Annotated in this window: 11 protein-coding genes; 9 read left to right on the forward strand and 2 right to left on the reverse strand. The window is 56.3% G+C overall.

Annotated features, from left to right (window positions below):
- The first annotated feature begins 13 nt into the window (after positions 1 to 13).
- From AC2FIB_RS03400 to AC2FIB_RS03440, 9 genes are all read left to right on the forward strand, one after another.
- Entirely contained in the window at positions 14 to 1,060 is a 1,047-nt protein-coding gene (locus tag AC2FIB_RS03400) for an ATP-binding protein (protein ID WP_496841730.1), read from the forward strand.
- 196 nt (positions 1,061 to 1,256) lie between these two features.
- Complete coding sequence (locus tag AC2FIB_RS03405; RefSeq protein ID WP_496733226.1) at positions 1,257 to 2,297, forward strand: substrate-binding domain-containing protein; 1,041 nt, start codon at positions 1,257 to 1,259, stop codon at positions 2,295 to 2,297.
- Positions 2,298 to 2,379: 82 nt separating this feature from the next.
- The gene (pstC, locus tag AC2FIB_RS03410) at positions 2,380 to 3,852 is read left to right on the forward strand and encodes a phosphate ABC transporter permease subunit PstC (protein WP_496733227.1); all 1,473 of its coding nucleotides are present in this window, start codon (positions 2,380 to 2,382) and stop codon (positions 3,850 to 3,852) included.
- Entirely contained in the window at positions 3,849 to 5,210 is a 1,362-nt protein-coding gene (pstA, locus tag AC2FIB_RS03415; RefSeq protein ID WP_496733228.1) for a phosphate ABC transporter permease PstA, read from the forward strand. Before pstC ends, pstA begins: the two co-directional genes overlap by 4 nt.
- 12 nt (positions 5,211 to 5,222) lie before the next feature.
- Complete coding sequence (pstB, locus tag AC2FIB_RS03420; protein ID WP_058271912.1) at positions 5,223 to 6,020, forward strand: phosphate ABC transporter ATP-binding protein PstB; 798 nt, start codon at positions 5,223 to 5,225, stop codon at positions 6,018 to 6,020.
- Between the two features lie 16 nt (positions 6,021 to 6,036).
- Positions 6,037 to 6,738 (forward strand): phosphate signaling complex protein PhoU, encoded by a 702-nt coding sequence (gene phoU, locus AC2FIB_RS03425; protein ID WP_496733229.1) that lies wholly within the window; start codon positions 6,037 to 6,039, stop codon positions 6,736 to 6,738.
- Between the two features lie 12 nt (positions 6,739 to 6,750).
- Positions 6,751 to 7,440, forward strand: a complete 690-nt coding sequence (gene phoB / locus AC2FIB_RS03430; protein ID WP_109311502.1) for a phosphate regulon transcriptional regulator PhoB — start codon at positions 6,751 to 6,753, stop codon at positions 7,438 to 7,440.
- A gap of 125 nt (positions 7,441 to 7,565) precedes the next feature.
- Positions 7,566 to 8,795, forward strand: a complete 1,230-nt coding sequence (locus AC2FIB_RS03435) for an acyl-CoA dehydrogenase (RefSeq protein ID WP_496733230.1) — start codon at positions 7,566 to 7,568, stop codon at positions 8,793 to 8,795.
- 120 nt (positions 8,796 to 8,915) lie between these two features.
- On the forward strand, positions 8,916 to 9,683 hold the full coding sequence (locus AC2FIB_RS03440) for an SDR family oxidoreductase (RefSeq protein ID WP_496733231.1): 768 nt from the start codon (positions 8,916 to 8,918) through the stop codon (positions 9,681 to 9,683).
- Here the strand turns inward: AC2FIB_RS03440 and AC2FIB_RS03445 are convergent.
- Complete coding sequence (locus AC2FIB_RS03445; protein ID WP_496733232.1) at positions 9,680 to 10,549, reverse strand: acyl-CoA thioesterase; 870 nt, start codon at positions 10,547 to 10,549, stop codon at positions 9,680 to 9,682. The two genes, AC2FIB_RS03440 and AC2FIB_RS03445, sit on opposite strands and share 4 nt — an antisense overlap.
- Before the next feature lie 49 nt (positions 10,550 to 10,598).
- On the reverse strand, positions 10,599 to 11,828 hold the full coding sequence (locus AC2FIB_RS03450; RefSeq protein ID WP_496841731.1) for a serine hydrolase domain-containing protein: 1,230 nt from the start codon (positions 11,826 to 11,828) through the stop codon (positions 10,599 to 10,601).
- Positions 11,829 to 11,967 lie beyond the last annotated feature (139 nt).

The following is an 11,967-nucleotide window of genomic DNA, read 5'->3' on the forward strand; positions in this document are numbered from 1 at the left end:
AAGAGTGACGGAAATGCCAAACGACCTGCTTGCTGAAATTGTGTCGGCCATTCCGATGCCCACGCTTATGGTTGATCAGACCGAGCGCATCATAGCGGCTAACACCGAAGCCAGAACAATGCTGGGTCAGAACATCGAAGGCCGTCATTTCGCGACGATCCTTCGGCAACCACAAGTTATCGACGCGATAGAGCAGAGCCTGCGCAGCAAGGGCTCGTCCAAAACGCGCCATTTGTCCAATGATGGTGCCCAGGACACCACTTTCGAAGTGCAATGCCGTTACATGAATGGTGTGGGCGCGGTGGAGGGCGGGGCCGTGATGGTCGTTTTCCAGGACGTCACGCATCTGGAACAGGCCGGACAAATGAGACGTGACTTCGTGGCAAATGTCAGCCACGAATTGCGCACGCCTCTGACCGCTCTGATGGGCTTTATAGAAACATTGCGCGGTCCAGCGCGAGACGATACAGCCGCCCGTGAACGGTTTCTGCAGATCATGACCGACGAAGCCAATCGGATGAACCGGCTGGTCGGGGATCTGCTATCCCTGAACCGGGTCGAGAGCGAAGAGCGGGTTCGCCCCAAAGAGCAGCTAGATCTGACGGGCTTGTTGCAATCAACGCTTACAACGCTTCGTCCCCTGGCCGAGGCTGCAAATGTGGACCTGACACTGGATACGTCTTCGGGACCTATCTCGGTGACCGGAGACAGCGACCAACTGCGCCAAGTGTTTACGAACCTCGTTGAGAACGCCATCAAATATGGTGGGAGTGGCGGTAGTGTTGATGTGCGCATTCAGGCATCCGACCGCGACACCGCCATGCGCGGTCCTGCGGTTCGGGTACAGATCGCAGACAAAGGCCCAGGCATTGATGCCGTACATCTGCCGCGCCTGACCGAGCGATTCTATCGCGCCGATAGTCACAGGTCCCGCGAATTGGGCGGTACAGGGTTGGGCCTGGCGATTGTAAAGCACATCGTCAACCGCCATAGGGGCCGGTTGCGTGTCGAAAGCACCCTGGGCAAAGGTTCTGTATTTACAGTGATTTTGCCACGCTGATCTCGGACTTCCAGCGCGGTTCCATTTCGAACACGAACGGTGTTTCGTGGGGTCAAGTTAAGAATACGTAAGAAAATCGTTACGTGTCATAAAACCGTTACGAACTTGTCACAAAAGGCTTACCGACGCCTCTTAGGGGTTCGCCCCAAGATCATCATGGGGGTGATCAGAATTTACCTTTCTCAAGGAGACTGTAATGTCCTTTGTTAAACTGTCGGCTTCGGCTCTCACCATCGCTGCTGTATCGGCCACCACGGCCGCCGCTCGTGATCAAGTTCAGGTTGCCGGTTCGTCGACTGTGTTGCCATATGCCTCGATCGTGGCTGAAGCCTTCGGTGAAAACTTTGACTTCCCTACGCCAGTTGTTGAATCGGGTGGTTCCTCGGCGGGCCTGAAGCGTTTCTGTGAAGGTGTTGGCGAAAACACCATCGACGTTGCGAACGCCTCGCGCGCGATCCGTGAAAAAGAAATCAAAGCCTGTGCCGAAAACGGCGTGACCGACATCATCGAAGTTCAGATCGGTTATGACGGCATCGTTTTCGCATCCGACATCAACGGCAACTCGTTCGAGTTCACGCCGGAAGACTGGTACAAAGCGCTGGCCGCGAAAATCGTTGTAGACGGTGAAGTTGTCGACAACCCGAATAAAACCTGGGCCGACGTGAACCCGGATTTCCCGGCGCAACCGATCGCAACCTTCATTCCGGGCACCAAGCACGGCACACGTGAAGTGTTTGAAGACAAGGTGATCCTGGCGGGTTGTGAGCACCTAGGCGATTTCGAAGTGTTCAAGGCAGCCGCCGGCGACGACAAGAAAGCAGCTGAAAAGCAGTGCATCGCCATCCGCACCGACGGCGTTTCGGTCGACATCGACGGTGACTACACCGAAACTCTGGCCCGCATCGACAGCAACAAAGACGGCATCGGCGTCTTTGGTCTGGCGTTCTACGAGAACAACACCGACAAGCTGCAAGTCGCAACCATGTCTAACGTTGTTCCTTCGACCGAGTCGATCGCAACTGGCGAATACCCGGTTTCGCGCCCGCTGTTCTTCTACGTGAAGAAAGCACATATCGGCGTGATCCCCGGCCTGAAAGAATATGCTGAGTTCTTCGTCGCTGACGAGATCGCAGGTCCCGACGGCCCGCTGGCAGAATACGGCTTGGTATCCGACCCTGAGCTGGTCAAGGTACAGGAAGCTGTTGCCAACGAAACCGTTCTGGGCGGCGGTTCCTAATCACACATACGAACGGAACCGGGGCGGTTTTTCGCGCCCCGGTTCTTTTTGACTCCATCTCTGCCATCCCCACGGAGTTCTCATGGCGTTATCCTGGCTGTTGCTTATCCTGCTTGCGCTGGCAGTGATCGGATTTTTTGCGGGTCGGTCCCGCGCTCTGGCAAGTGCGGGTGGAAACGTCCGCGATTTGCATTCTTTACCGTCTTACTACGGTTACAATGTTGCGTTGACGGCTCTGGTTCCCGCAGTTGGGGTGCTGATCGTCTGGCTTCTTGCCCAGCCGATGATCGTAAACAGCACGGTATCCAGCCTCATTCCTGATCAGGCAGTGCCCGAAGGGTCGGAGCGTGGCCTGATCATGAGTGAAGTGCGCCGCGTCGCATACGGCCTGGACGGCGCTGTCGCCAGCGGTGCGATGACCGAAACTCAAGCCCGAAACGGCAATGCGGATATTGAAGCGCTGACAAAAACGCTGAAAGACGCCGGCCAGGTTCTGACTCAGGACATCACACAGCCGATTTTGGTCGCAGCACAGAAGTTCCGCAGCATGACGTCCACAGGGAAAGTTGCGATGCAGGTCGTGGTTTTGGCCTTGGCACTGCTTGGGGCCGCCTTTGCTTATGTGCGCACGCACAAGGAGTTTAGGGCCCGCAACGTGGTAGAGCAGGGGGTTCTGGCCCTGCTATTGCTGGCCGCGTCGATCGCGATCCTGACAACCATCGGCATTGTTCTGTCGATGCTTTTTGAGACGATGAACTTCTTTCAGCTGCATTCGTGGAAGGACTTCTTTTTTGGCAGCACATGGGCGCCGAACTTCCGCGGTGGCAGTGAGCTGTCGATCCTGCCGCTGTTGTGGGGCACGCTGTACATTTCAGTGATCGCGCTGCTTGTGGCGGTCCCAATTGGATTGTTCGCCGCGATCTATCTGTCCGAGTATGCCTCGGGTGTGACGCGGTCCATTGCCAAACCACTGCTGGAAATCCTCGCCGGTATTCCGACCATCGTTTACGGTCTGTTTGCTCTGCTGACTGTGGGTCCGGCGTTGGTGTCGATGTTCGGCGACGGTGGCATGCTGGGTGTGGGTTGGATGGCCAGCTCAAATGCGGTTCTGACTGCCGGGTTGGTTATGGGGATCATGCTGATCCCGTTTGTCTCGTCACTGTCGGACGACATTATCAACGCGGTGCCACAAACCATGCGCGACGGCTCGCTGGGTCTGGGTGCGACGCATTCGGAAACCGTGCGCAACGTGATCTTACCGGCCGCGCTGCCCGGTATTGTCGGCGCGATCCTTCTGGCCGCAAGCCGCGCCATTGGTGAAACGATGATTGTTGTGATGGCCGCCGGAGCGATCGCCAAATTCTCGGGTAACCCGTTCGAGGCGATGACAACCATCACCACACGGATTGTCAGCCAGCTGACCGGCGATACCGATTTTGCCAGCCCCGAAACGCTAGTGGCCTTTGCGCTGGGTCTGACCCTGTTCATCATCACGCTGGGGCTGAACATCTTCGCCCTCTACATCGTACGCAAATACCGGGAGCAGTACGAATGACCGATATTTCCCAAACGCCTGACGCTGCTCCGACCGCGAAGCCCAAAAGTGGTTCGCTGTTCGAAAAGGATGCACGCACCAAGCGGCGCAATGCGGCTGAAAGCCGGTTCAAAATGTACGGCATCGCCGCCATCGGGATCGGCTTGCTAATGCTGATTGTGCTGGTGACCAATATTGTCACCGCTGGCACCGGTGCCTTTCAGCAAAGCTTTCTTGAACTGAATGTCGAACTGAAGGCCGACAAGCTGGACAAGAAGGGCAACCGCAATATCGAGGATATCAAAAAGGTTTCGACCTTTGGCTATGCCCCTCTGATCGCGTCTGCGCTGGAAAGCGAAGTTGAAAAGCTGAGCATCCAGACAGACCTGAAACCCAAGGAGATGGGCAAGATCCTGTCCAAGGCCGCGCAAGCCGAGTTGCGGAACTATGTGATCGCCAACCCCGATGAGATCGGCAAAACGGTCAGCTTCCGCTTTTTGGTCAATAGCCGTGTCGATGGCTACATGAAAGGCCGCGTAACCCGCGAGTCGATTGCCAACGACAAAAGCATTTCGGTCGAACAGTTGGATTTCGTGGATCAACTACGCGATGCGGGTGTGCTGTACAAAGCCTTCAACCCGGATTTCATTTTCGGTGCAGATGCGTCGGACCAGCGGCCCGAGGCGGCTGGGATCGGTGTCTCCATGCTGGGTTCATTGTTCATGATGTTGGTGGTTCTAGCGTTGGCCTTGCCCATCGGTGTGGCGGCTTCGATTTATCTTGAAGAATTCGCACCGCAAAACCGGTTGACCGATATCATCGAGGTCAACATCTCGAACCTGGCCGCGGTGCCGTCGATCGTGTTCGGTATTCTGGGTCTGGCTGTGTTCATCAACTACATGCACTTGCCGACGTCAGCCCCGCTGGTGGGTGGTCTGGTGCTGACCCTGATGACCTTGCCGACGATCATTATCTCGACCCGCGCATCGTTGAAGGCGGTTCCGCCGTCGATCCGTGATGCGGCGCTTGGGGTAGGGGCCTCGAAAATGCAGGCGGTGTTTCACCATGTTCTGCCGCTGGCCGCACCCGGTATTCTGACCGGTACCATCATTGGTCTGGCGCAGGCACTGGGGGAAACCGCACCGCTGCTGCTGATCGGTATGGTGGGCTTTATCGCCTCAAACCCGCCCGACGGAATTGTTGCGGGTTTCCTGTCGCCCAACTCGGCCATGCCGGCGCAGATCTATGAATGGTCCAAGCGCGCGGACCCGGCCTTTTATGAACGTGCATGGGGGGGCATCATCATCCTGTTGATCTTCCTCGTTACAATGAACACCATTGCGGTACTTCTGCGCCGCCGCTTTGAACGCCGCTGGTAAATGGGGGCTATTATGAATGATATGACACGAGTGGAGAGAACCGTGGACTCCAAAGCCATCAAGATCGCCGCCAACAACGTTCAGGTTTATTACGGCGACACGCACGCCATCAAAGACGTGGATGTCCAAATCGAGGACAAGACCGTAACGGCCTTTATCGGCCCATCGGGCTGCGGCAAGTCCACTTTTCTGCGCTGCCTCAACCGGATGAACGATACCATCGACATCTGCCGGGTCGAGGGCGATATCCTGCTGGACGGCGAAGACATTTACGACAAGCGCGTCGACCCAGTGCAGCTTCGCGCCAAGGTCGGAATGGTGTTTCAGAAACCAAACCCGTTCCCCAAGTCGATCTATGACAACGTTGCCTATGGCCCGCGCATCCATGGTCTTGCAAAGAACAAATCAGAACTAGATGATATTGTTGAGAAATCTCTGCGTCGTGCCGCGATATGGGATGAGGTCAAGGACCGCTTGGACGCCCCCGGTACAGGCCTGTCCGGTGGTCAGCAGCAGCGCCTGTGTATTGCCCGTGCCGTGGCAACGGAACCAGAGGTTTTGCTGATGGATGAGCCATGCTCGGCGTTGGACCCGATTGCCACTGCGCAAGTCGAGGAACTGATCGACGAGTTGCGTTCGCGCTATTCGGTGGTGATCGTGACACACTCAATGCAACAGGCTGCGCGGGTCAGCCAGAAAACGGCGTTCTTCCATTTGGGTAATCTGGTTGAATTCGGCGAGACCGGCCAGATCTTTACCAACCCGGAAGACCCCCGCACGGAAAGCTACATCACCGGCCGTATCGGCTGAGGACAGGTATTTTAAAATGACCGAACAACATATTGCATCCGCATTCGACCGCGACCTTGAAGCGGTTCAAGCCCATATCATGAAGATGGGTGGTCTGGTCGAGGCCGCGATCATGAACGCTGCGCGCTCGCTTGAAACCCGGGATGTCGAATTGGCCCAAGAGGTGCGTCAGGGCGATAAAGCCATTGATGCGCTTGAGGATCTGATCAACGAAGAAACCGCGCGGGTGATTGCGCTGCGGGCACCCACAGCGAGCGATCTGCGTCTGGTTCTGTCGGTTCTGAAGGTCTCGGCCAACCTGGAACGTATCGGCGACTATTCCAAAAACATTGCCAAACGCACCACGGTTCTTGTCGACGCCGGCGAGATCAACGGCAGTGCCGCAGCCCTGCGCCGTATGGCGCGCGAGGTCGAGCGGATGCTGCGCGACGCGTTGGACGCTTATATTCAACGTGACGCCGAATTGGCCGCTGACGTGATCCAGCGGGATGAAGAAGTAGACCAGATGTATAACGGCCTGTTCCGCGAGTTTCTGACCTTCATGGCTGAAGATCCCCGCAACATCTCGTCGTGCATGCACCTGCATTTCATCGCAAAAAACATTGAACGGATGGGCGATCACGTTACAGCCATCGCTGAACAGGTGGTTTATCTGGTGACTGGGGAACGGCCGTCGGAAACACGTCCCAAAGCTGATACCACCTCGCAAACCGCCTAGGAGGCAACGATTATGTCCGCTGATCAGCCTACGGTACTGGTTGTTGAGGATGAACTGGCCCAGCGTGAAGTGCTGGCTTACAACCTCGAAGCAGAAGGGTTTCGTGTATCCAAGGCAGCCAATGGCGACGAGGCATTGCTGCTAGTTGATGAAGACAGCCCGGACATCATCGTTCTGGACTGGATGATGCCCAACCTCAGCGGGATCGAAGTGTGCCGGCGCCTTAAAACGCGCCCGGATACACGATCGATCCCCATCATCATGCTTTCAGCCCGGTCGGAAGAGGTCGACAAGGTGCGTGGTCTGGAAACCGGGGCGGATGACTATGTGGTCAAGCCGTATTCGGTTGTCGAGCTTATGGCGCGCGTTCGCACACAGTTGCGCCGTGTTCGCCCGGCGACGGTCGGTATCAAGCTTGAATTTGCGGATATCATTCTGGATTCCGAGACACATAAGGTCAGCCGCAACAGCAAGCCGCTAAAACTGGGCCCGACCGAGTTTCGTCTGTTGAGCACGTTCATGGAAAAACCGGGCCGCGTATGGAGCCGCGAACAGCTGCTGGACCGGGTCTGGGGGCGCGATATCTACGTCGATACCAGAACGGTAGACGTTCACATCGGCCGCTTGCGCAAGGCGCTGACGCAGCATGGCGGTGAAGATCCCGTGCGTACGGTTCGCGGCGCAGGGTATGCGCTGGGGTAAAAACACGGGGCAGGGCGCACTGCCCTCTTCTATGCGGTTTACTCATGGTTCGTTGCGAATCTGTAGCTGTTATTTGCGGTTACGGCAGGGTATTTTGCGACAAAGCCGACTAGCGGAGAACCAAAATGAACGCCCCGAACACCAAACCGACTTTGCGCGCCAAAGATGCACCTGACATGGGGGCGTTCTCGTGGGACGATCCATTTCGTCTGGCGGATCAACTAACAGAAGATGAGCGCATGATCGCCGCGAGTGCGCAGGCATATTGTCAGGAAAAGCTGCAACCACGGGTTCTGGAAGCCTTCCAGAACGAGGAAACGGACCCGGAAATCTTCCGCGAAATGGGTGAAATGGGCCTTTTGGGCACCACGATCCCCGAAGAATACGGCGGTCTTGGTGGTGGCTATGTGTCCTACGGCCTGGTCGCGCGCGAGGTTGAGCGTGTGGATTCTGGCTATCGCTCGATGATGTCGGTGCAAAGCTCATTGGTGATGTACCCGATCTATGCATATGGCAGCGAAGAACAGCGCCGGAAGTACCTTCCAAAACTGGCCAGCGGCGAATGGATCGGTTGCTTTGGTCTGACAGAACCTGATGCCGGCTCGGACCCGGCGGGCATGAAAACCCGCGCGGAAAAGATCGACAGTGGTTATCGGCTGACCGGCAGCAAGATGTGGATCTCGAATTCACCCGTCGCAGACGTCTTTGTGGTGTGGGCTAAGTCCGATGCTCATGACGGCAAGATCCGTGGATTTGTTTTGGACAAGGGCCTCAAAGGTTTGAGCGCACCCAAAATTCAGAACAAAATGAGCCTGCGGGCATCGATCACGGGTGAGATCGTTCTGGACGGCGTCGAAGTGGACGAGGGCGCCTTGCTGCCGCATGTTCAGGGCCTGAAGGGTCCGTTTGGCTGTCTGAACCGTGCGCGCTACGGGATCAGCTGGGGCGTCATGGGCGCCGCTGAAAGCTGCTGGCACGGTGCGCGTCAGTATGGTCTGGACCGCAAACAGTTCAACAAGCCGCTGGCGCAGACGCAACTGTTCCAATGCAAACTGGCGGATATGCAAACCGAGATCGCCCTAGGCCTGCAAGCTAGCCTGCGCGTTGGCCGTTTGATGGATGAGGCAGAAGCTGCGCCCGAGATGATCTCGATCGTTAAGCGCAACAACTGCGGCAAAGCGTTGGATATCGCGCGGAATGCCCGCGACATGCACGGCGGCAATGGCATCTCACTGGAATTCCAGGTTATCCGTCACATGGTCAACCTGGAAACCGTAAACACCTATGAGGGCACGCACGACGTTCATGCCTTGATTTTGGGGCGGGCACAGACCGGACTTCAGGCCTTCTACTAGGATATTCTAAAAGCCGCATAATCGGTATTATGGTAAAACCGTAACATTGGCAATTTCCGGTTTTCCCAAAATTGCCAATCCCTTACGATGCCTTTCAAAACGTCCAATTCGGAGTCCCTGATGAACTTGAATGGCAAGACTGTGGTGATAACCGGTGCAGCCAACGGTATCGGTAAAGGTCTGGCAACCCGGTTCGCGCGCGAAGGTGCAACGGTCGTATGCGCAGACATAGACACCGAAGCTGCGCGTTCTGTGGCCACGGATATCAACGGGCATGCGGTCACATGCGATGTTTCAGACGAAGCCAGTATCAAAGCGTTGATTGATCACGTCGAAGATGAGATTGGCCCGATTGATCTGTTCTGTGCAAATGCTGGGATCCTGACCCTTGGTGGTCTGGACGTTCCGGATGAAGACTGGGACCGGATCTGGAAAATCAACGTCATGTCGCATGTCTGGACCGCGCGTCACCTCGTTCCGCATATGATCGCGCGCGGCGGTGGCTACATCATGACAACGGCCTCGGCTGCAGGACTTTTGAACCAGCCTGGCGCTGCACCGTACGGCGTTTCTAAACACGCCGCCGTGGGCTTTGCCGAATGGCTGTCGCTGACATACAGCCATAAAGGCCTGCGCGTTTCGGTTCTATGTCCGCAAGCGGTTCGGTCCGAAATGACACGCGGCTTTGAGGATTCGGTAGCGTCTATCGACGGTATGCTAGAGCCTGAAGACGTGGCCCAGGCCTGTGTCGAAGCCATTGAGTCGGAACAGTTTCTGGTGCTACCGCATTCGAAAGTGTTGGACTACATTCGGCACAAATCCAGTGATTACGACAGCTGGCTTAGGGGCATGAACAAGTTAAATCAACAGTTTACGGACGATGATTAAAGTTTCTTCTGGGCTTTTCGCATCAGGCCTTCCTGCGTGACCGACGCAACCAAAGTGCCGTCTTGTGCATAAATCGACCCTCGGTTGAAGTTGCGCCCTCGCCCACTCCATGGCGAATCCATCGAATACAGATGCCAGTTTTCAAAATGGATCGGCGCGTGGAACCACATGGCGTGATCCAGGCTGGCCCCATTGACCTGCCCCGTAAACCAGCTGAGGCCATGCGGTCGCATACCTGATCCCATCAGATACATGTCAGACGCGTAAGTCAGCAGCAATTGCTGAGTGGCAGAATCCGCCCCCACTGCACCGGGCATGCGGAACCAGACCTGATTTCGATCGTCCGATATTTCAGGGTGGAACGGATCAAGATGGCTGGCCTCACGGACCTCGATTGGCCGTTCGCGTGTCAGCTCACCACGCATGTGTTTGGGTACCAAATCCACGTATTTCTTGCGCAGTTCAGTGCGCGACGGATAACTTTCCGGGTCCTCCATCTGGGGCATCTCATGGTGATGATCCCAGCCTTCATCCTCAATGTGGAACGAGGCCGATACGTTCAAAATCTGTTTGCCATGCTGGATCGCGACCACGCGCCGTGTGGTAAATGAACCTCCATCCCGGGCTCTATCAACTTGATAAATAACAGGAATAGATGGATCGCCCGGGCGAATAAAATACGCATGCAGCGAATGGCACAGCCGATCATCCACAGTACGATACGCCGCCGCCAGAGCCTGCGACACCACCTGCCCGCCAAAGATACGCGTCGGAGTCTCGCCGCCTGACCCGGTGCCTCGGAACAGGTCAACTTCGAGCCTCTCGAGGTTCAAAAGGTCAAGAAGGACACGTTCTGCTTCGGTCATTGGCGACTCTCCGGTTGGCTATGAAAAAGGCGTATCAGCGCCATCCGGGTCAATCAACCAACGCGCCCATTACCAGCGCCTTTAGCTCGGATCGGGACGGGTAAGAACTGGACGGCGACAATTGGGTGAAGAATACGGCCGACAGATCGTTGCTGCGGTCAATCCAGAAGAATGTCGAAGCCATACCGCCCCAACTAAAATCACCTAATGACCCAGGTGTTCGGGTTCTGCCAGGGTTGATGATGACAGACCCGGCCAGACCAAATCCCATGCCTTCCATCGGTTGCTCGGCAAAGCTTTGCGGGCCCATCGAGGCGATATCGCCCGGCAAGTGGTTTTGCAGCATGAAGTCGACTGTCTTTGGACCCAGCAAGCGGTGGCCGTTGCCCTGCCCCCGGTTTCGCATCATCTCGGTGAATTTGACGTAGTCGTCGATCGTGCTGACCAGACCGCCACCGCCCGAAAAGGTCGTCGCCTTTTCAAATGGGGATGCGCCTGCCTCGTCTGTCAATCGCAGGGTGTCGTCGCCGGTCTCAGCTGAATTCAGCGCCATCGCGTCCCCGGCCAGCGGCGTATAGAGAGACGCGAACCGATCCCCTGCCCCTTTGGGCACAGAAAATCCGGTCTCGGCCATCTCAAGGGGCTCAAAGATCTCTTGCGCGAAGAACTGATCCAAGGTTTTGCCGGACACAACCTCGACCAAGCGGCCCAACACATCAGTGGAAACTGAATATTCCCAACGGGTTCCGGGCTGGAACGCCAATGGCAGCTGTGCCAGTGCGCCGATCCTGTCCTTCAAAAGCCCTTGATTGGGGCTAAAAATCAGCTTCTGTGCATCCATCGCTGCCGGAAGAACACCGGGATTGAACGGATAACTGAATCCGCTTGTGTGGGTCAGTAGCTGATGCAGTGTCAGGGATGGTGCATCTTCGGTTTGATCCAGCCTCTCCGCCCCAGGAACAAGAGCCTGAACGGAAGCAAATTCAGGCAGAAATTCAGAAAGTTGCGCGTCGAGGTGGAACAACCCACGCTCGGCCAGCATCATCACCGCGACCGAGGTGATGGGTTTCGTCATAGAATAGATCCGCACAAGCGTATCGCGCTGAAACGGTAGGTCCTTTTCAACATTTCTAAGGCCACAGGCGTGAAAAAACCCCTCGGACCCGTGGTGGGTCAATAGTAATGAACTACCCGCGTATTTGCGCTCATCGACATATCGCTGCATCCAGTCCCGTATGCGGTTCAGGCGGGCGGGATCAAGGGTGGTCTGGCTGCGCATGGGTTTCTCGAACCTCCTCGGCGGTTTGATTGATCTTGACCGGTGACGCACTGAATTAATAGAGGAATTCCTGATTTCCCACATCGTGACCAACGGCCAGTGCGCGCCAGCCTTCCCGCCTGTACACTAGACGCGTTAT

It is taken from the genome of Ruegeria sp. YTSA072 (assembly GCF_059610285.1).

Coding starts and splice junctions, on each gene's coding strand:
- AC2FIB_RS03435 (WP_496733230.1), top strand. CDS start 7,566: ATGAACGCCCCGAACACCAAACCGACTTTGCGCGCCAAAGATGCACCT.
- AC2FIB_RS03440 (WP_496733231.1), top strand. CDS start 8,916: ATGAACTTGAATGGCAAGACTGTGGTGATAACCGGTGCAGCCAACGGT.
- phoB (WP_109311502.1), top strand. CDS start 6,751: ATGTCCGCTGATCAGCCTACGGTACTGGTTGTTGAGGATGAACTGGCC.
- AC2FIB_RS03450 (WP_496841731.1), bottom strand. CDS start 11,828: ATGCGCAGCCAGACCACCCTTGATCCCGCCCGCCTGAACCGCATACGG.
- pstB (WP_058271912.1), top strand. CDS start 5,223: ATGAATGATATGACACGAGTGGAGAGAACCGTGGACTCCAAAGCCATC.
- phoU (WP_496733229.1), top strand. CDS start 6,037: ATGACCGAACAACATATTGCATCCGCATTCGACCGCGACCTTGAAGCG.
- AC2FIB_RS03445 (WP_496733232.1), bottom strand. CDS start 10,549: ATGACCGAAGCAGAACGTGTCCTTCTTGACCTTTTGAACCTCGAGAGG.
- AC2FIB_RS03400 (WP_496841730.1), top strand. CDS start 14: ATGCCAAACGACCTGCTTGCTGAAATTGTGTCGGCCATTCCGATGCCC.
- pstC (WP_496733227.1), top strand. CDS start 2,380: ATGGCGTTATCCTGGCTGTTGCTTATCCTGCTTGCGCTGGCAGTGATC.
- pstA (WP_496733228.1), top strand. CDS start 3,849: ATGACCGATATTTCCCAAACGCCTGACGCTGCTCCGACCGCGAAGCCC.
- AC2FIB_RS03405 (WP_496733226.1), top strand. CDS start 1,257: ATGTCCTTTGTTAAACTGTCGGCTTCGGCTCTCACCATCGCTGCTGTA.